The organism is Pseudomonas akapageensis (assembly GCF_011355085.1).
Classification (GTDB): Bacteria; Pseudomonadota; Gammaproteobacteria; order Pseudomonadales; family Pseudomonadaceae; genus Aquipseudomonas; species Aquipseudomonas akapageensis.
On the sequence record NZ_VXCP01000016.1, the window covers coordinates 111,684 to 130,807 of the forward strand.

Below are 19,124 nucleotides of genomic sequence, written 5' to 3' on the forward strand. Positions count from 1 at the left end.
GCCTGTCTCGTTCCTGCAAAGTGTGTAGCTGCTGTCTATGAAAACCCCGTTGTGGTTCCCGCAAAGCTTCTTCGCCCGCACGCTCTGGCTGGTCCTGATCGTCGTGCTGTTTTCCAAGGCGTTGACCCTGGTTTATCTACTGATGAACGAGGACGTGCTTGTCGACCGACAGTACAGCCATGGCGTCGCGTTGACGCTGCGTGCCTACTGGGCGGCCGATGAATCCGACCGAGAAAAAATCGCCGATGCCGCCGGTCTGATCCGGGTGGTGGGTGGCGGGGTGCCGGAAGGTGAGCATCATTGGCCCTACAGCGAAATCTATCAGCGGCAGATGCAGGCCGAGTTGGGTGCCGACACTGAAGTGCGTCTGCGCGTGCACGCGCCACCTGCGCTCTGGGTGCGGGCGCCGAGCCTGGGCGATGGCTGGCTGAAGGTGCCTTTATATCCGCATCCATTGCGCGGCCAGAAGATCTGGAGCGTACTGGGTTGGTTCCTGGCCATCGGCCTGCTGTCCACGGCTTCGGCCTGGATATTCGTGCGGCAGCTCAACCAGCCGCTCAAGCGCCTGGTCTTCGCTGCCCGGCAGTTGGGGCAGGGGCGCAGCGTGCGTCTGCCGATCAGCGATACCCCCAGTGAAATGACCGAGGTCTATCGCGCCTTCAACCAGATGGCCGAAGACGTTGAACAGGCCGGTCGCGAACGGGAATTGATGCTTGCCGGTGTCTCCCATGATCTGCGCACACCCTTGACGCGACTGCGCTTGTCGTTGGAACTGATGAGCAACGACAGCGAACTGACCGATGACATGGTCCGGGATATCGAAGATATGGACGCAATACTCGATCAGTTCCTGGCCTTCATTCGCGATGGACGCGACGAAACCATTGAAGAGGTCGATCTGAGCGACCTGGTGCAGGAAGTGGTGGCGCCGTTCAATCAGCCGGTCGAGCGAGTGCGCTTGTGCATTGAGCAGATTCCGCCGTTTCCTCTGCGACGTGTGTCAATCAAGCGCCTGCTCAACAACCTCATCGGCAACGCCTTGTATCACGCCGGCGATGGCGTTGAGGTGGCCGCCTACGTCTCCGGTGATACCAGCGCACCTTACGTGGTCCTGAGCGTGTTGGACCGTGGGGCCGGCATTGATCCGGCCGAGCTGGAGGCGATCTTCAACCCATTCACGCGCGGCGATCGGGCTCGCAGTGGCAAGGGCACCGGGTTGGGGCTGGCGATCGTCAAGCGAATTGCCGCCATGCATGGCGGCAATGTGGAGTTGCGCAATCGCTCGGGTGGCGGGCTGGAGGCGCGGGTGCGTCTGCCGTTGGGGTTGATGTTGCCCCGGGATGCGGTCTGATGTTCCCGACTTGCCAGCGATGAGGCCCGGGCGGGCACTACAAACAATCTCTGACTAAGCCGCCAATCAACCCTTCCCACGTGTCCGCGTCAAATTCGGCCCGCCATTTTTCTCCAGATGTTCAATGATCATCCCGGCCACATCCTTGCCGGTCGTCACTTCAATACCTTCCAGGCCCGGCGAAGAATTCACCTCCATCACCAGCGGCCCGTGATTGGAACGCAGGATGTCCACACCCGCCACGCTCAGCCCCATGACCTTGGCAGCGCGAATGGCCGTCATGCGTTCTTCGGGGGTGATCTTGATCAGGCTGGCAGTGCCGCCGCGGTGCAGGTTGGAACGGAACTCACCCGGCTTGGCCTGGCGTTTCATCGAAGCGATGACCTTGTCGCCAACCACGAAGCATCGGATATCGGCGCCACCGGCTTCCTTGATGTACTCCTGAACCATGATGTTCTGCTTGAGGCCCATAAAGGCTTCGATTACGGACTCGGCGGCCTTGGTCGTTTCGCACAGCACCACACCGATGCCCTGCGTACCTTCAAGCACCTTGATCACCAGCGGTGCACCGTTGACCATCTGAATCAGGTCGGGAATGTCATCGGGCGAGTGGGCGAAGCCGGTTACCGGCAAGCCGATCCCGCGACGCGACAGCAGTTGCAGCGAGCGCAGTTTGTCGCGCGAACGGGCAATGGCCACCGATTCATTGAGCGGGAAGACCCCCATCATTTCGAACTGGCGCAGTACCGCGCAGCCATAGAAAGTCACCGAGGCGCCGATACGCGGGATGACTGCATCGAAACCTTCCAGTGGCTTGCCCCGGTAGTGAATCTGCGGCTTATGACTGGCAATGTTCATATAGGCGCGCAGGGTATCGATCACCACCATTTCATGGCCCCGCGCGATGCCGGCTTCAACCATACGACGAGTGGAATACAGACGCGGATTACGCGACAGCACAGCGATCTTCATGCAACACCTGTGGGAGAGGGGAGAGTGGCCGGAAACGCCGGCTTGTCTTGAACATAGGTAAGCCCCGGATTGACGACCAGTTGGCCGTGAACCAAGGCTTTGGAACCGAGCAGCAGGCGATAGCGCATGGCCTTGCGACAGGCCAGGGTAAATTCGACTTCCCAGACCCGGTCACCCAGCGCCAGGGGTGTGCGTATCACGTAGCGAGTCTGGGCCTGGCCGTTGGAGCTCTTGATGGTTTTCATGGCTACCAGCGGTGCTTCGCAGCGGCGATGCCGAAGTTGTACCACCGAGCCCAGATGGGCATTGAAGCGCACCCATTTTTCACCGTCGCGCACAAAGGTTTCGACTTCCGTGGCGTGCAGGCTCGAGGTACTGGCTCCGGTATCGATCTTGGCTCGCAGGCCCGCCACCCCGAGGTCGGGTAACGCCACCCACTCGCGTAGGCCAATAACAGTCAAATGGTCAAATGTCTTCAAAATGCTCAACCGACGATGGAGGTCTTTGGGTCGTTGACGCGCTAACGCAGGCCTTGGCAATGTCTGGTTCGGACTGGGGTGCCAGAGCGCAAATTCAACCCAGCATAGCCCGTGCACAACGCCTCGCGAAATGTCCCCAAACCCATGGCGCGGTATTCACGCAGAATCTTGCACAATTGGCGATAGCTATCGCTGCAAGGGCGGTTAAAAGCCGCAAAATCAGACATGCCTGACACTCCTTCGACTCATGTTTGGACTGTAAGCGGGCCGTAGACTTTTTGCATCCGCCAGGTACGGTAGTACAGTTCGATTAAATTCCTGAGAGAGGTGCGACAGTGGCGCAAAAACAGGAAGAGGACGACAAAGTCCGTCTCGATAAATGGTTGTGGGCGGCTCGTTTCTATAAGACCCGCGCCCTGGCGAAGGCTGCGATCGAAAGTGGCAAGGTGCATTGCCGGGGAGAACGCTGCAAGCCTGGCAAGGAACCTCGGCTGGGCGATGAGTTCCAGATACGTACCGGGCTGGAAGAGCGTACGATTGTCGTCAAAGCGCTTTCAGCGGTTCGCCGAGGCGCGCCGGAGGCACAGCTGCTCTATGTGGAAACCGAGCAGAGCATTGCCAGGCGGGAGCAGGCAGCGGCCTTGCGCAAGGCCGGAGCTTTGGGCGTGACCACTGATGGGCGCCCGACCAAGAAGCAGCGTCGCCAGCTCTTTCAGTTTCACGATGATTCCAACGGCTAGACGAGCTTGCTTGGAACAGCGCCGGATTGTTCATAAAATACGGCCAGCGTAAGCGCCGGCCGCACTCGGTGGACGGGGTGTTTTTTATCTGGCGCTTGTAATCTTTTGTCACCAATTTAGATGCCCAAACCTATGCACGATTTTCCGGACACCGACTTCACCCAACGCTTCATCTTCGACGACAGTGATGTTCGTGGTGAGCTGGTTTCGCTGGAGCTCAGCTACGCTGAAGCCCTGGCCAAGCATGCGTACCCTGAGCCCGTGGCGCAATTGCTCGGCGAGTTGATGGCGGCTGCTTCCCTGCTGGTAGGCACACTGAAGTTCGACGGGCTGCTGATTCTGCAGGCGCGCTCGAGCGGGGCCGTGCCGTTGCTGATGGTCGAATGTTCCAGCGAGCGGGAGATCCGTGGCCTGGCGCGTTATGAAGCCGATCAGATGGTACCTGGCGCGGGCTTGCGCGAGCTGATGCCCGAAGGCGTGCTGGCCATGACCATTGACCCGACTCAGGGGCAACGTTACCAAGGCATCGTCGAACTCGATGGCGTCGACCTGGCCGAATGCTTCACCAACTATTTCGCCTTGTCCGAGCAACTGGGTTCGCGCTTCTGGCTCAAGGCTGACGGCAAGCGCGCTCGTGGCCTGCTGCTGCAACAATTGCCGGCCGATCGACTCAAGGATGACGAAGAGCGCGCGCAGAGCTGGCAGCACCTCACGACGCTGGCAGGCACCCTGAAGACCGAAGAGCTGCTGGGCCTCGACAACGAGACGATCCTGCATCGCCTGTATCATGAAGAGGCCGTGCGCCTGTTCGATATCCAGACCATCCGCTTCCAGTGCAGTTGCTCGCGTGAGCGTTCGGCTAGGGCGCTGGTCAGCCTGGGTGCCGACGATGCCCAGCAACTGGTGGTCGAACATGGCGGCACCATCGAGATCGATTGCCAGTTTTGCAATGAGCGCTACCTGTTCGATGCCACGGAAGTTGCGCAATTGTTCGCCGGTGGTGGGGTAGAGGCACCGTCAGATACTCGCCACTAAAACGGTTCAGCGCAGGTAAATTACCTGTCTGGCGCCGTAATTACGCCGTTCTGACAGGAGGGCTCTACTTTTTTTGGGCGTTTCTGGCATAATCCGGGCCACCTTTTTGCTGTAGTAGTATGAAAGTTTCTACTACAAAACGTTTGGAGCACTCGGCCTCTGGCCGACGGGGACATTCATGACGCAAGCCAATAACGCCGTGTACACCGACCTGAGCATCGACGATCTGGTCAAAGAAGCCCTGAACCGCGGTGAAGGCGAGCTTGCCGATACCGGCGCTCTGGTAGTGCGCACTGGTCACCGTACCGGCCGTTCGCCAGTCGACCGTTTCATTGTTGAAGAGCCGACCACTCAGGACGCCATCGCCTGGGGCCCGATCAACCGCAAGTTCCCGGCCGACAAGTTCGACGCCCTGTGGGCTCGCGTCGAGGCGTTCAACAACGCGCAAGAGCATTTCGTTTCCCACGTGCATGTAGGTGCGTCTGCCGATCACTACCTGGCCGTGAAGATGACCACTCAGACTGCCTGGCAGAACCTGTTTGGCCGTTGCCTGTTCATCAATCCGGCTCAGTACAACCCGGCTGGCCGTCAAGAGTGGCAGATCCTCAACGTCGCCAACTTCGAATGCGTTCCAGAACGTGACGGCACCAACTCCGACGGTTGCGTGATCATCAACTTCGCTCAGAAGAAAGTGCTGATCGCTGGCATGCGCTACGCCGGTGAAATGAAGAAAGCCATGTTCTCCGTGCAGAACTTCCTGCTGCCAGCCGCCGACGTGCTGCCAATGCACTGCGCCGCAAACATCGGCGAAGACGGCGACGTGACCCTGTTCTTCGGTTTGTCCGGCACCGGCAAGACCACCCTGTCTGCCGACGAAAGCCGTTACCTGATCGGTGACGACGAGCACGGTTGGGGCGAGGGTGTGGTGTTCAACATCGAAGGCGGTTGCTATGCCAAGTGCATCGACCTGTCCGAGAAGAACGAGCCGGTCATCTGGAAAGCCATCAAGCACGGCGCAGTCCTGGAAAACGTTGTCCTGGATGACGCCAAGAAGGCCGACTACGCCGACGGCAGCCTGACCCAGAACAGCCGCGCCGCCTACCCGCTGGAGCACGTCGAAAAGCGCTCCGAGAAGAACCTCGGTGGCGAGCCAAACGCGGTGATCTTCCTGACCTGCGACCTGACCGGCGTACTGCCGCCAGTGTCGATCCTCAGCGAAGAACAAGCGGCCTACCACTTCCTGTCGGGTTACACCGCACTGGTCGGCTCGACCGAAATGGGTTCAGGCAGCGGCATCAAGTCGACCTTCTCTACCTGCTTCGGCGCACCGTTCTTCCCTCGTCCGGCTGGCGAATACGCTGAGCTGCTGATCAAGCGCATCCGCGGTTTCGGCTCCAAGGTCTACCTGGTCAACACCGGCTGGACCGGCGGTGGCTACGGCGTTGGCAAGCGTTTCAACATCCCGACCACTCGTGGCGTGATTGCAGCCATCCAGAGCGGCGCTCTGATCGGCGCAGAAACCGAACACCTGGACACCATCAACCTCGATGTGCCGACGTCGGTACCCGGCGTTGAAAGCGGCCTGCTCAACCCACGCAACACCTGGGCTGACAAAGCTGCCTACGATGAAGCTGCCAAGGCCCTGGCCGGTCTGTTCATCGAGAACTTCAAGAAGTTCGACGTTTCCGATGCCATCAAGAACGCCGGTCCGAAGCTGTAATTTTCGGATAGCCGTTTGAAAAGAAGCCGCCCTTTGGGGCGGTTTTTTTTGTGTATTCATTTCAGTTGATCCCGCACAAGGTCCCCATTCAGGGCCATTGCTGCCTGGCATGCAGGATTCGCAGAATTTCCAGGGCGTCGGGCTTGATGCGGTAAACCATTACGTAATTTGGCAACACTACAATTTCCCGGGTGCCAGTCACTCGACCTATTTTGTAGAGCGTTGGGCGGTTGGTTGCGTATTGGGCTTTTGCCTCGAAGGTTTCATCAAGCGCAAGTGCAGCAGCCGGGTTGTCGTGGCTTATGTGTTCCATGATCTTGGCGCGATCATCGAGCGCCATGGGGCGCCACAGCAGCTGCATCAAAGCGCCCGTTTCTTGAGAGCGTCTCGTTTGGCGGCAAACAGGCGACGGGCTTCATCGTCAGGGATGCTAGGGGCCGGGTCATCGAGGCTTGCCTGTACCTGAGTCCTGAACCACTGTTCGTATGCAGCTGCTTCGTGAGCGTGCTTCAAGGCTGTGGCACGATCCGGGCGGTTGTAGGTCTTGACCGTCAGGGGGTCGTACCCGGAGGCGTCTACGTCGAAATGTTTGATACCAACGTCTTGTAGATAAGTCACCAGCGTTTCCAGTTTCTTGAACAGCCGTACTTGTCTGCTGCGTTGAGCCGTCAGTAAATGTTCCAGGGAGTCGAAGGTGATTTGAATGGCCCAACCGCCTTTTTGTCCTACGACGTGAGTCGCGAGGTTCTTGCCAGCTTCCACCATTTGGGCGAGCTTGCTGTGATCAATGGTTTGGGTTGTCATGGATGGCAATCTGTTTTATTACGATGAGGTCATCGTTCAGCAATCAACTATAGATTGCAAGTCCGCTAGTCGTTCCGATTGTTTCAAGAACTGAATGTAGCCAATTAAAACGGGGAAGAACTCTTATGACCGACCGCATGTCGCAACGTGTCGACTATCGCCACTTTCAACCGATCCTGACGCGTTGGCACGACAACGACGTGTACGGTCATGTGAACAATGTCACCTACTACAGCTTCTTCGACACGGCGGTGAATACCTACCTGATCGAACACGGTGGGCTGGATATTCATGACGGTGAAGTGGTGGGCTTTGTCGTGAGTTCGGCCTGTGACTACTTTGCGTCGATAGCCTTTCCGGAGCGGATCGAGATCGGCCTTCGGGTGGGCAAGCTGGGCAATAGTTCGGTGCAGTACGAGTTGGCGGTGTTCAAGGCAGGCGAAGAGGATGCCTGCGCGGCAGGGCGTTTCGTGCATGTGTTCGTGGATCGGTCGAGCAATCAGCCTGTGGCGATTCCTGCGACGTTGCGCGGAGCGCTGGAGGTATTGGTCTAGCTGGCCGCGACTGCTGCGGCCAGCCCTTCCAATGGGCCTGTAACGCGGGGGTTAGTCGCGCCAGTGTTTGTGATGCTTGCGCCAGCCATAGTGATGGCCACGGTCGTGGTGGTGGCGATGACGCCAGCCGCGGTCGTCATCGTCATAGTCACGACCGCTGTAGCGATGACCACTTTCCTCATCGTATTCTCTGCCCATGTGGTTGCCCAGGGCGCCGCCCACGCCGCCACCGGCTGCCGCGCCGATCAGGCTGCCAGTGGTGCCGCCCATCTGACGACCAACCACGTTACCGCCGGCTGCGCCCAGTGCACCGCCAATGGCCGCTTCGCCACGGCTGTGCTTGTTGGCACCCACTGCACCACCAGCCGCGCCGCCAAGGCCTGCGCCGATTGCCGAGCCGGTGCTGCCGCCGATCGATTGGCCGACCACTGAGCCCAATACCCCGCCCAATGCGCCGCCTATACCTGCTTCGGTATTGCCGCCTGCCGACGCAACGCCGCTTAGCAGGCCAAGTGACAACAAGAGAATCGAGGAGTACTTCATTTATGAAAGCCTCAAAGGGATGACGAGGCGATCCTGAGGCTCTGGACGGGGGCTTACAATTGAAATCCGACGAGTAACACGACTTGTGCACAATTCTCTAAATTGCTGTTTTTTCAGTGAAACTTAAAGGATTTTCGGCGGTCTTAGGCTAATTACGGCAGGCCTTTTCAGAGATGGAAAGGCCTTTTTTGTGGGCGTTTGGCGGAGGAAGGCTACGTTACGCGCTTTGCACGCAGCAGCCAACCGAATCGTTTCACAGTTTAAAGAATTCGACCTGTTTCACTGGCCGCTTCAAGGCGGATGGCGACGAACTTCGAGGTCGGGGTATGGCTACCGTCGCCGACGCTTTCCAGCGGCACCAGTGGGTTCACCTCCGGGTAATAGGCCGCCGCCTGGCCCGCTGGAATATCGAAGGCCAGCAGGGTGAAACCCTTCACTCGACGCTCGCGCCCATCGCTCCAGATCGACACGATATCGGCCTTCTGGCCTGGCTTGAAGCCCAGGCGAATGATGTCGGCTTCGTTGACGAAGAGGACATCACGTTGCCCCTTGACCCCACGGTAACGGTCATCCAGGCCATAGATGGTGGTGTTGTACTGATCGTGGGAGCGCATCGACTGCATGATCAGGTCAGGTATTTGCCCGGTGGCGCGTACGCTTTCATGGATCAGGTCGGCAGGCAGCACGTTGGGTTTGAAGTTGGCTCGACCGCTGCTGGTGTTCCAGCGTCGCTCACCCGCGCTGCTGCCCAGATAGAAGCCGCCCGGGTTCTCCAGCCGTTGATTGAAATCTTCGAAGCCTGGAATGGTGTCGGCAATCAGATCGCGGATACGCGAGTAGTCGGCGATCAACCAGTTCCAGTCCATCGGATGAGCACCCAGAGTGGCCGCGGCAATGCCGGCGATCACGGCCGGCTCCGAGCGCATCTGGCGCGATAGCGGCTGTAACTGGCCGTGGGACTCATGGACCATGCTGAAGGAATCTTCCACCGTCACTGCCTGCGGGCCTTCGACTTGCAGGTCGATATCGGTCCGTCCGAAACAAGGCAGTATCAACGCTTCCTTGCCATGGATCAGATGGCTGCGATTGAGCTTGGTGCTGATTTGGACGGTCAGTTCGCAGTTGCGCAAGGCCTCGGCGGTGCGCGAGCTATCGGGGGTGGCCTGGGCAAAGTTGCCGCCCAGGCCGATGAAGATTTTGGCCTCACCCTTGAGCATCGCGTGGATGGCTTCGACGGTGTTGTGGCCGTTATGCCGCGGTACCTTGAACTTGAAGCGCTTTTCCAGTGCGTCGAGCAGCGCCACGGGCGGGCGTTCGTTGATGCCCATGGTGCGGTCGCCCTGAACGTTACTGTGGCCGCGCACTGGGCACAAACCTGCGCCAGGTTTGCCCAGGTTGCCGCGCAACAGCATAAGGTTGGCGATTTCCTGGATGGTCGGCACCGAATGGCGGTGCTGCGTAATGCCCATGGCCCAGCACATGATGACATTCTCGGCCGAGCGGTACATCTGCGCGGCCCGTTCGATATCGGCCAGGCTCAGCCCGGACTGTTCGACGATGTGCTCCCAGGATGTCGCGTCGATGGCAGCCAGGTACTCCAATACACCGCCGGTATGTTCGTTGAGAAAGTCATGGTCGAACACCGACGGGGCGTCATTGGCCTGGGCTTCGCGTTCCCACTGCAACAGGAATTTGGCCATGCCGCGCATCAGGGCCATATCGCCCCCCAGGGCCGGGCGCAGGTAGGCGGTGTTGGTCGGGCGGTCGCCGTTGGTGAGCATCTCAATCGGGTTTTGCGGATGCTGGAAGCGTTCCAGGCCACGCTCCTTGAGCGGGTTGATACAGATCACCTGGGCGCCGCGCTTGACCGCCTCGCGTAGTGGCTCGAGCATCCGTGGGTGATTGGTGCCGGGGTTCTGGCCCCAGACGAAAATGGCATCGGCGTGCTCGAAGTCGTCGAAGGTGACGGTGCCTTTGCCGACCCCGACGCTTTGCGCCATGGCGACGCCGCTGGCCTCATGGCACATGTTCGAGCAGTCGGGGAAGTTGTTGGTGCCATAGGCGCGTACGAACAGCTGGTAAAGGTAGGCTGCTTCGTTGCTAGCTCGGCCGGAGGTATAGAACTCGGCCTGGTCGGGGCTTTTCAGTTTCAACAGGTGCTTGGCGACCAGATTGAAGGCACCCTCCCAGCTGATGGGCTGGTAGCGGTCGCTGGCGGCGTCATAAACCATTGGGTGGGTCAGGCGGCCCTGGTATTCGAGCCAGTAGTCACTCTGCTCGAGCAGTGCACTGACGCTGTACCTGGCGAAGAATGCCGGATCGACGCGGCGCTTGGTAGCCTCCCAGTTCACCGCCTTGGCCCCATTCTCGCAGAATTTGACCATGCCGCTTTCTGGCGAGTCACCCCAGGCGCAGCCCGGGCAGTCTAGCCCGCCATTCTGGTTGGTCTTGAGCAGGGCGCGGATGTTTTTCAAGGCATTGTTGCTGCCGAGCCAGGCCTGGGCCACGCTGCGTAGAGCGCCCCAGCCGCCGGCGGCACCGCGGTAGGGTTTGTAGCGAGGGGTTGGGGTCTGATCGGCTTGATGTTGCGTGCTCACGCAGTACTCTCCGTCGCGGGACTGTAAACCCGCGGCGCACTGTGTTGCGGCAGGTGAATGAGGTTGAGGTTGTGTTGGCGTGCCCACTGCAATGCAAGGCCCGTGGGCGAGGACAGGCTGACCAGTGTCTGGATGCCCGCGCGCAGAACCTTCTGGATCAGTTCCAGGCTGCAGCGGCTGGTGACGATGGCCACGCCACCGGTCAGCGAAATGTGTTGGCGGATCAGGGCTCCGATCAGCTTGTCCAATGCGTTGTGCCGGCCGATGTCTTCACGCCCCAGCAGCAGTTCCCCCTGGTCGTTCATGAACAGCGCTGCGTGCACGGCGCCGCAGTGCTGGCCCAGCGGTTGAAATTCCCCGATGCGCTGGCGCAGTCCTTCAAGCCAGTGCGCGGGTGGCAGGGGCGCGCCGGGCAGCACCGCCAGTTCAGGCAGCGCCTGCTCTACGGCTTCTACGCCGCACAACCCACAGCCACTGGTTCCGGCCAGTTGCCGACGCTGAGTCTTGAGGTTCCAGAAGGCGCGGCTGGCGATCTGTACCTCGGCCTGTTGGGCCGAGCCATTGCCGCTGAATTTGACATCATAGATTTCATCTGCCGAGGCAATGATGCCGCTGCCGATACTGAAGCCGACGATAAAGTCTTCAAGGTCCGTGGGGCTGACCAGCATCACGGCCTGGCTGATGCCGTTATAGGCAATCGCCAGGGCGACTTCTTCGGCCAGTGCAGTGCTGCTCGAGCTTTGCAGGTCGAGATCGCTGTAGCAGTAACTCTGGCTGGCGGCGGGTGCTGGGGGCGACGATGCAGGCGCCGCGCAGGTTGGGCGCTTGGGATTCATGGGGTAGTACCGGCAGGACGTCCAGTCTTAAGCCTAGGCTTGCTGCCCGGTATCGTCTAATTGGTAGTACTGATGCCTTGATAGATGGCGTCGATCAAGAATCTGCCATGGATTGCTGATAGAGAGCAAAACAGGCTTCGGCCAGGGCCGATCGCGGGGCGCTGCGGCGCATGATCAGGCCCAGTGGGGCCAAGGTGCTGGCCTGTTCGATCGGTTGCAGGCGCAAATGTTCGGTCAGCGCGTCGAGGCCGCCTTCCAGCGGCATGATCGCGCAGCACATCCCGCCATGTACCGCCTGGACTAATTGATGAACGGCGTCGGTCTGTAACAGTGGTTTCGGGTTCAGGCCACGACTATGGAAGTTGTGATCGATGGACTGGCGAAAGTGCATGCCGCTGGTGAGCAATCCCAGTGGCAGTTCGGTCAAGGTTTCCCAGCTGAGCGCCTGCTCGCCGAATTCGAAATGGCGCTGGTCAAACAACAGGCCCATGTGGGTTTCGCTCAGGGTCAGAGACTCGAAGCGTTCGCTGTCCAACTGCTCCAGGTATGAAACCCCGATATCCAGGCGATTGCTCCCCAGTTGTTCGAGGATCTGTTCCGAGCTCAGCGAGCTCAACTCGAATCGCAGGTTGGGGTGCTGCTGGTGCAGGCGCTGCAGCATGGGAAGTGGATCGAAGCTCGAGAGAGGGACCACGCCCAATCGCAGAGTACCGACCAGGTGCCCGCGACAGGCTGCAGCTTCTGCATGCAGCCCGTCATAAGCCGCCAGCACCGAACGGGCCCAGGCCAGCACACGCTCCCCTGGCGCGGTGAAACCCTCGAAGCGTTGCCCACGATTGACCAGCGGCAATTCGAGTTCTTCTTCAAGGTTGCGCAGGCGCATCGACAGCGTCGGCTGGGTTACATGGCAACGAGCGGCGGCACGGCCGAAATGACGGGTTTCGTCCAGGGCGATGAGGAATTTCAGTTGTTTGATGTCCATCTACGCTCCGGGTGTGCTGGCTGGCGGCGGATTCTAGCGCGCCCGCTGTCACATCGGGTAAAGCGTCGTTGGTCGGGTGGCAGGAGGATTGCTCGAGGCTTGGCTAGACTTTTCTCTCCGGACATTGATAACCAAGGAGAGTGGGTATGAGTCTTTTAAGTTTTGTGAAGGAAGCTGGAGAGAAATTGCTGGATTTGCTGACGCCAGGCAATGCCAACGCCAGTGAGCAACTCAAGGATCATATCGCCAAGGTCGGGCTGGGTAATCCGAATGTGCAGGCTACCGTCGACGGCGACAAGGTCACCGTAACCGGAGAAGTCGCCAGCCAGGAGGAAAAGGAGAAGATTCTGTTGGCAGTGGGCAATATCGCTGGCGTCGGCACGGTCGATGACCAGATCACCGTAACTGGCCCGGCTGCACCGGCAGCGCGTTTCGTCACGGTGAAAAAGGGCGACACCCTGAGTGCCATTTCCAAGGCCGAGTACGGCGACGCCAACAAGTACAACAAGATATTCGAGGCCAACAAGCCGATGCTTTCGCATCCGGACAAGATTTATCCGGGGCAGGTTCTGCGGATTCCTGAATAGCGGGCCTTCGGCCTATCGCTGGCAAGCCAGCTCCCACAGGGGTAACGCTATAATTTACCTGTGGGAGCGGGCTTGCCCGCGATAGGGCCATCAAATCCTACAACCCTTCAAGCAACGCCCGATAATCCTCCAGCGCCTCGAACTCCTGCGTGTCCTTCGGCCCCTGACGACTATCCGGCTCACGCACCGCCAGCAAATGCCCAACACCAAAGGCGCGGGCACTGCGCAAAATCGGCAAGGTATCGTCGATAAACAGGCTGCGTGCGGGATCGAATCCGATATCGTCCTTCAATGCGCTCCAGAACTGCGGGTTTTCCTTGGGGAACCCATAGTCATGCGAGCTGATCAACCGTTCGAAATACGGCGCCAGTTCGACGCGTTCCAGTTTCAGCGAAAGCGAATCACGGTGGGCATTGGTGATCAGGATCACCCGCTTGCCTGCCTGTTTGATTGCTGCCAGGAAGGTGTCGGCGTCCGGGCGCAGGGCGATCAGATGAGCAGTTTCAAGTTTCAACTCGCGAACCGGCAACTTGAGTTCCGTGCTCCAGAAATCCAGGCAGTACCAGCTGAGTTTGCCAGCATTCCTTTCGAACAGCGGTTGCAGTTCCATTTCGGCCATGGCCCGGCTGACGCCATGCAATTCGGCGTAGCGCTGGGGCAGATGCTCCAGCCAGAAATGGTTGTCGTAGTGCAGATCGAGCAAGGTCCCGTCCATATCCAGTAGAACGGTGTCGATATCGCGCCAGGCAATGGAGGGCATACGAAAGATTCTCAAGCAGTAATGGAGCAACAGTGGCCAGTGCATGGGTAAGCCACGGTATAGTAACCCGTTCACGCCAAGGAGCCGCCCCATGCGCCAGAAACCTACCGTCCTTGCTCGCGAGATTGTCGCCAGCAGTCGTCTATTTCGCGTCGAAGAAGTGCAATTGCGCTTCTCTAACGGAGCCGAGCGCACCTATGAGCGCCTCGTCGGACGAGGGGCCGGGTATGGCGCGGTGATGATCGTGGCCCTGATCGATGCCGAGCATGCACTCTTGGTAGAAGAGTATTGCGGGGGCACTGATGAATATGAACTGTCGCTGCCCAAGGGGCTGATCGAGCCCGGCGAAGATGTGTTGGCGGCGGCCAACCGTGAATTGAAAGAAGAAGCCGGCTTCGGAGCACGGCAGCTGGAGCATCTGACCGAGTTGTCGCTTTCGCCCGGCTACATGAGCCAGAAGATCCAGGTGGTGCTGGCCACCGATCTGTATGAGGAGCACCTGGAAGGCGATGAGCCTGAGCCCATGCGCGTAGATCGGGTCAATCTGCGTGAGTTGGCCGCTTTGGCCCAGCATCCGCAATTCTCCGAGGGCCGTGCCTTGGCGGCGCTGTACCTGGCCCGGGATCTGCTGATTCAGCGTGGGGCGTTCAGCCTATGAGCCTGGCCACCGTTCATCCATTGTTGCCCGGCGTGATCGAGCTGGCACGTCGCGCTGGCGAAGCGATCCTGCCCTTCTGGCGCGCCAATGTGGCGGTCACCGCCAAGGCCGACGACTCACCCGTGACGGCAGCCGATCTGGCGGCTCATCACGTGATCGTGGCAGGCCTGAAGGCACTTGACGCAAATATCCCGATTCTTTCTGAAGAAGATTGCGGCATCGCGCTCAGTGAGCGTCAGAACTGGCAGCGCTGGTGGCTGGTCGATCCGCTCGATGGCACCAAGGAGTTCATTGCCGGCAGTGAAGAATTCACGGTCAACATCGCCTTGATCGAGCAAGGGCGGGTAGTTTTCGGTGTTGTCACGATGCCGACCAACGGCCGCTGTTATTTCGGCGGGGCAGGCTTGGGTGCCTGGCGCTCCGAAACCGGTGGTGAAGCCCTGCCTATACGTGTGAGGACGACACCTGCCTCGGGCGAATCCTTTACTGTTGTCGCCAGTCGCCGCCATTCAAGCCCCGAGCAAGAGCGATTGCTGGCAGGCTTGAGTGCCGGGCTTGGCGAATTGAAGCTGGCCAATATTGGCAGCTCGCTGAAGTTCTGCCTGTTGGCCGAGGGTTCGGCCGATTGCTATCCGCGTCTGGCGCCGACCTCGCAATGGGACACCGCCGCTGCACAAGGTGTGCTCGAAGGGGCCGGAGGCGAGGTGCTGGAGGTCAATGGCCAGCCGTTCAGATATCCAGCGCGTGAGTCACTGCTCAACCCCTTCTTCCTGGCGCTACCGGCGGCGGCGCCATGGCGTGCCAGGCTGCTGGAACTGGCCAAGGGATAGTATCTGTTCAGCGGTGCAGTACGTACTGTCCGCTGAACTTCACCGCATCCTCGTCACTGTCGATGTTGGTCACCCGTGTCTGCAAAATCAGGCGTGCCCGGCCATAGCGTTCATAGGTCGCAACAAACTTGCGCCAGACTTTCTCATCTGGTGCATCGCACAGGGCTATGGCATCGCCGGTCACCGGCAGTGGATAACTGATCTGCCCTTCCTGAATGACAATGTGCCCGTCCTCGATCGCCGCCTCGCGCAGGCGCAGGCACAGCCAGCCCCAGCCTGCCAGGACCGCCGCGCAATAAAGGCTGCCACCGAACATGGTGCTCTTGTGGTTGACGTTGGGGGCGAGCGGTAGCTGCAAACGCAGCTGTTGTTCATGCCAGCTCAGCACTTTCACGCCCATTTCCTGGGTCAGGGGTATGTCGGTATGCAGGAGCGACTCCAGGTAGCGACTGTCGCGATTCATGCCCAGGTCTCCAAAGGTTTATTCCAGATCGTCGCCTGAAGTGAAGTTCAGACCGTGTTTGCGCAGTTTATCGTGCAGTGTCTTGCGTGGTATGCCCAGGGCTTCGGCCAGGCTGCGCATGGAACTGTGCGAGCGCGCGAGTTCTGCTGCGATCAACGCTCGTTCGAAGTTTTCAACTTGCTCGCTCAGGCCAGCATTTGCGCTCGGCAGCTGGATTTCCGGTCCTCTGGTCGCCTCCTGATTGTCCAGCTCAAGTTCCAGGCCCAGAGCAAATCGTTCGGCGGCATTCTGCAACTCGCGCACGTTCCCAGGCCACGCATGGCGCAGCAACATTGCCCGTTGCGCTGGTTGCAGCGCATGGCCCGGCAGACCGTGGCGAGTGCTGGCGGCATCGGCGAAATGCTGGAACAGCATCAGGATGTCTTCGCCACGTTCTCTGAGCGGCGGGATGCGCAGGGGTGCAACATTGAGGCGGTAATACAGGTCGGCGCGAAAGCGTCCCTGGTCGGCGGCCTGGCGCAAGTCTTCCTTGGTCGCGGCAATGATGCGGATATCCAGGGCGATCTGTTGGTTACCGCCCAGGCGCTCGACCACGCGCTCCTGGAGCAGACGCAGCAGTTTGACCTGCACCTCCATGCTCATGCTCTCGATTTCATCGAGAAACAGCGTGCCACCATTGGCGAATTCGAACTTGCCGATGCGCCGCTTCTGCGCACCGGTAAAGGCGCCAGGCTCATGGCCGAACAATTCGCTTTCGACGACTGATTCAGCCAGGGCGCCGGCATTGATGGCAACAAAGGGGCCGTTGCGTCGGGCTGAAAGGTCATGCAGGGCGCGGGCCACCACTTCCTTGCCTGCGCCGGTTTCACCCAGGATGAGCACATCGGCCCTGGTTGCGGCCAGGGCGCCGATTTGTTCGCGCAGTCGCTGCATGGGGGGCGATTGCCCCACCAGTCGTGTACTCAGTTCCTGACGATCACTCAAGGCAAGGCGCAGGCTGCGGTTTTCCAGGACCAGCTTTCGTAGCGCCAGGGCCCGGCGCACGCTGTCGAGCAAGGCATCGCTGGCGAAGGGTTTTTCGAGAAAGTCATAGGCGCCGGCGCGCATGGCCTGGACCGCCAGCGGGACATCACCATGGCCGGTGATCAACAGTACGGGTAGATCCGTGTCCTGGGCGTGCAATTGCTCCAGCAACTGCAGGCCATCGATACCCGGCATGCGGATATCGCTGACCACGACTCCGGGCCAGTCGCGCTCGATGCGCGTTGCCAGACCCTGGGCCTGTGCCAGCGACAGGACTTTGAGCCCGGCCAGGTCCAGGGTCTGGCTCAGTGCCTGACGCAGATGCGGGTCGTCGTCGATCAGCACGACCTGGATCTTGCTGTCGATGGCGTGGTCCGTACTCATGCGGTTGGATCCTCTGGAGGTTGAAGGTTGGCTCCGGGTGTTGCGGCGCGCAGGTGCAATGTCAGCAGGGCGCCGCCCTGGGGATGGTTGGTCAGGATCAGTTCGCCGCCCAGGGCCCGCATCAAGGTATCGCAGATCGCCAGCCCCAGGCCAAGGCCCTGGGTGCGAGTCTTGGTGGTGAAGAAAGGCTCGCGGGCCCTGCTCAAGGCTTCGCTGGAAAAGCCTGGACCGTTATCGCGGATGTACAGGTTGACGCCGTCACCAACGCGTTCGGCACTTAACCAGAGTGTACGGGGTGTGGCCTTCTCGGTCAGGGCATCGAGCGCGTTGGCCAGCAGGTTGCCCAGGACCTGACGCAGGCGGGTCTCGCCGGCCTGCACCCAGAGCGTTGCATCCGGCATGTCACGCACCAGCTCGACAGCCATGGCCCGCCGTCGTTGGGACACCAACGCCAGGGCGTCCTCGAGGGCCGGCTGCAAGGCGACGCTCTCGGGAGCATGTCGATCGCGGCGCGCGAAGGCACGCAGGTGGGCAATGATCGAGGCCATGCGCCCGGTCAGCTCGCCGATCAATTTGAGGTTGCCGCGGGCGTCTTCCGTGCGCTCGTGGTCCAGCAGGATTTCCGCGTTCTCGGCGTAGCTGCGGATGGCTGCCAGTGGCTGGTTGAGTTCGTGGCTGATACTCGCCGACATGGTCCCGAGCGCCGACAGTTTGCCGGCCTGGACCAATTCGTCCTGGGCACGCACCAACTCTTGTTGTGCCTGTTCACGTTCGAGCACTTCGGTCTTGAGCCGGCGGTTCAGCCCTTCGAGATCGCTGGTGCGCTCGATCACGCGCTTTTCCAGTTCTTGCCGGCCATGGGCTTCGAGGTCGATGCGATCCAGGTAATGCCGGCGCCGCTGCATCATCAATCCAAGCAGCAACATCAGTACCAGCAAGGTGGCGCCACCCACTGCCACTACGGTACGTACTGGGCGATCGATCAAGGTGCGGGGGGCCAGGATGCTGACGTGCCAGCCGGTCTCCTGCATGCTCTGGGTCTGCGTCAGCCAGGCGCTGGGGTCCAGCTTCAGAAGCTGAGGGTCGCGGGTCGGGTAGGGCTGGACAGCTACGATTGCGCTGCGTTCTTCGTCGCTCAGCGGGCGGGTCGCGCGAAAACGCCACTCGGGACGCGAGGTCAGGACGACCACGCCATTGTGGTCGGTGACCAGCAATTGCTCCGGGGTCTTGCCCCAAAGGGTTTCGGTATGGTCCAGATCGACCTTGACCACCAGCACTCCAATGATTTTTTCGCCATCGTGCACGGCAGCTGCGAAGAAATATCCGCGCTTGCCCGAGGTGGTACCCAGGCCGAAGAAGCGCCCGAGACGACCGGCGACAGCCTCCTTGAAGTAGGGGCGGAACGTGAAGTTGCGACCGATGAATCTGTCGGGTTTGTCCCAATTGGAAGCGGCCAGGGTGTTGCCCTTCACGTCCATCAGGTACATGACTTCAGCGCCGGTCTGGGCGGCGATATCCTGCAGCAGGCGGTTGGCGTTGGTCAGCGTCTCGATCTTGAAAGGATCTGCCAGCACCGCACGCAAGGCCGGCAGGTCACCGAGGATCTGCGGCAGTATTTCGTAGCGATGCAGGGTACCGAGCAGGTTGGCGACGTAGAGGTCGAGCGTCTGGCGGTTCTGGTCGGTGAGCTGGCTGCGGTAATAGCGCTCGGCGAGGTGTTGCAGTGGCCAGAGCAACGGCGCCAGGCACAGGGCCAGCAAGGCCAGGCTGCGCCAGCGGGGACGCCGGGGAACGGTTTGGGTCATG

At 60.2% G+C, this 19,124-nt stretch carries 20 protein-coding genes; 8 read left to right on the top strand and 12 right to left on the bottom strand.

Annotated elements, in window-relative coordinates; all coding sequences use genetic code 11:
- The first annotated feature begins 37 nt into the window (after positions 1–37).
- A complete protein-coding gene (locus F2S13_RS12445; RefSeq protein ID WP_166361112.1) occupies positions 38–1,351 on the top strand; it encodes an ATP-binding protein in 1,314 nt (437 codons plus the stop codon).
- A 66-nt stretch (positions 1,352–1,417) separates the two neighbouring features.
- Here F2S13_RS12445 and rimK read toward each other — a convergent pair whose 3' ends face one another.
- Both rimK and rimB read right to left on the bottom strand, forming a co-directional pair.
- Entirely contained in the window at positions 1,418–2,323 is a 906-nt protein-coding gene (gene rimK, locus F2S13_RS12450) for a 30S ribosomal protein S6--L-glutamate ligase (RefSeq protein WP_166361114.1), read from the bottom strand.
- Entirely contained in the window at positions 2,320–2,802 is a 483-nt protein-coding gene (gene rimB, locus F2S13_RS12455) for a retropepsin-like aspartic endopeptidase RimB (protein WP_166361116.1), read from the bottom strand. The genes rimK and rimB overlap by 4 nt, the downstream gene beginning before the upstream one ends.
- Positions 2,803–3,137: 335 nt before the next feature.
- Here rimB and F2S13_RS12460 point away from each other — a divergent pair, with 335 nt between their 5' ends.
- The 3 genes from F2S13_RS12460 to F2S13_RS12470 all read left to right on the top strand — a co-directional run bounded on the left by F2S13_RS12460 (position 3,138) and on the right by F2S13_RS12470 (position 6,297).
- Positions 3,138–3,542: a S4 domain-containing protein gene (locus F2S13_RS12460; protein WP_166361118.1), complete on the top strand. Its 405-nt coding sequence runs from the start codon at positions 3,138–3,140 to the stop codon at positions 3,540–3,542.
- A 132-nt stretch (positions 3,543–3,674) separates the two neighbouring features.
- A complete protein-coding gene (gene hslO, locus F2S13_RS12465) occupies positions 3,675–4,577 on the top strand; it encodes an Hsp33 family molecular chaperone HslO (protein WP_166361120.1) in 903 nt (300 codons plus the stop codon).
- A 178-nt stretch (positions 4,578–4,755) separates the two neighbouring features.
- The gene (locus tag F2S13_RS12470; RefSeq protein WP_166361122.1) at positions 4,756–6,297 is read left to right on the top strand and encodes a phosphoenolpyruvate carboxykinase; all 1,542 of its coding nucleotides are present in this window, start codon (positions 4,756–4,758) and stop codon (positions 6,295–6,297) included.
- An 88-nt stretch (positions 6,298–6,385) separates the two neighbouring features.
- Here F2S13_RS12470 and F2S13_RS12475 read toward each other — a convergent pair whose 3' ends face one another.
- Positions 6,386–6,658: a type II toxin-antitoxin system RelE/ParE family toxin gene (locus F2S13_RS12475; RefSeq protein ID WP_166361124.1), complete on the bottom strand. Its 273-nt coding sequence runs from the start codon at positions 6,656–6,658 to the stop codon at positions 6,386–6,388.
- Entirely contained in the window at positions 6,658–7,101 is a 444-nt protein-coding gene (locus tag F2S13_RS12480; protein ID WP_166361126.1) for an antitoxin PaaA2 family protein, read from the bottom strand. Before F2S13_RS12480 ends, F2S13_RS12475 begins: the two co-directional genes overlap by 1 nt.
- Before the next feature lie 125 nt (positions 7,102–7,226).
- Between F2S13_RS12480 and F2S13_RS12485 the strand changes: the two genes are divergently transcribed.
- Positions 7,227–7,655, top strand: a complete 429-nt coding sequence (locus F2S13_RS12485) for an acyl-CoA thioesterase (RefSeq protein ID WP_166361128.1) — start codon at positions 7,227–7,229, stop codon at positions 7,653–7,655.
- Positions 7,656–7,706: 51 nt separating this feature from the next.
- On the opposite strand, the gene F2S13_RS12490 is transcribed toward F2S13_RS12485, so the two are convergent.
- The 4 genes from F2S13_RS12490 to F2S13_RS12505 all read right to left on the bottom strand — a co-directional run bounded on the left by F2S13_RS12490 (position 7,707) and on the right by F2S13_RS12505 (position 12,613).
- Positions 7,707–8,198 (bottom strand): glycine zipper domain-containing protein, encoded by a 492-nt coding sequence (locus tag F2S13_RS12490; protein ID WP_166361130.1) that lies wholly within the window; start codon positions 8,196–8,198, stop codon positions 7,707–7,709.
- A gap of 260 nt (positions 8,199–8,458) precedes the next feature.
- Complete coding sequence (locus tag F2S13_RS12495) at positions 8,459–10,795, bottom strand: FdhF/YdeP family oxidoreductase (protein ID WP_166361132.1); 2,337 nt, start codon at positions 10,793–10,795, stop codon at positions 8,459–8,461.
- On the bottom strand, positions 10,792–11,631 hold the full coding sequence (gene fdhD / locus F2S13_RS12500) for a formate dehydrogenase accessory sulfurtransferase FdhD (RefSeq protein ID WP_166361134.1): 840 nt from the start codon (positions 11,629–11,631) through the stop codon (positions 10,792–10,794). The genes F2S13_RS12495 and fdhD overlap by 4 nt, the downstream gene beginning before the upstream one ends.
- A gap of 94 nt (positions 11,632–11,725) precedes the next feature.
- Positions 11,726–12,613: a LysR family transcriptional regulator gene (locus F2S13_RS12505; protein WP_166361136.1), complete on the bottom strand. Its 888-nt coding sequence runs from the start codon at positions 12,611–12,613 to the stop codon at positions 11,726–11,728.
- Between the two features lie 146 nt (positions 12,614–12,759).
- Between F2S13_RS12505 and lysM the strand changes: the two genes are divergently transcribed.
- Complete coding sequence (lysM, locus tag F2S13_RS12510) at positions 12,760–13,200, top strand: peptidoglycan-binding protein LysM (RefSeq protein ID WP_166361138.1); 441 nt, start codon at positions 12,760–12,762, stop codon at positions 13,198–13,200.
- Positions 13,201–13,297: 97 nt separating this feature from the next.
- On the opposite strand, the gene yrfG is transcribed toward lysM, so the two are convergent.
- Entirely contained in the window at positions 13,298–13,960 is a 663-nt protein-coding gene (gene yrfG / locus F2S13_RS12515) for a GMP/IMP nucleotidase (RefSeq protein WP_166361140.1), read from the bottom strand.
- 91 nt (positions 13,961–14,051) lie between these two features.
- On the opposite strand from yrfG, the gene nudE reads away from it, so the two are divergent.
- Positions 14,052–14,618, top strand: coding sequence for an ADP compounds hydrolase NudE (gene nudE, locus F2S13_RS12520; protein WP_166361142.1), 567 nt, complete (start codon positions 14,052–14,054; stop codon positions 14,616–14,618).
- Entirely contained in the window at positions 14,615–15,448 is an 834-nt protein-coding gene (gene cysQ, locus F2S13_RS12525; protein ID WP_166361144.1) for a 3'(2'),5'-bisphosphate nucleotidase CysQ, read from the top strand. Before nudE ends, cysQ begins: the two co-directional genes overlap by 4 nt.
- Before the next feature lie 7 nt (positions 15,449–15,455).
- On the opposite strand, the gene F2S13_RS12530 is transcribed toward cysQ, so the two are convergent.
- The 3 genes from F2S13_RS12530 to F2S13_RS12540 are packed head-to-tail and all read right to left on the bottom strand — an operon-like array spanning position 15,456 to position 19,123.
- A complete protein-coding gene (locus tag F2S13_RS12530; RefSeq protein WP_166361146.1) occupies positions 15,456–15,911 on the bottom strand; it encodes a YiiD C-terminal domain-containing protein in 456 nt (151 codons plus the stop codon).
- Positions 15,912–15,929: 18 nt separating this feature from the next.
- Positions 15,930–17,318, bottom strand: coding sequence for a sigma-54-dependent transcriptional regulator (locus F2S13_RS12535; RefSeq protein ID WP_166361148.1), 1,389 nt, complete (start codon positions 17,316–17,318; stop codon positions 15,930–15,932).
- Positions 17,315–19,123, bottom strand: coding sequence for a sensor histidine kinase (locus tag F2S13_RS12540; RefSeq protein ID WP_166361532.1), 1,809 nt, complete (start codon positions 19,121–19,123; stop codon positions 17,315–17,317). The genes F2S13_RS12535 and F2S13_RS12540 overlap by 4 nt, the downstream gene beginning before the upstream one ends.
- Between the last annotated feature and the right edge of the window lies 1 nt (position 19,124).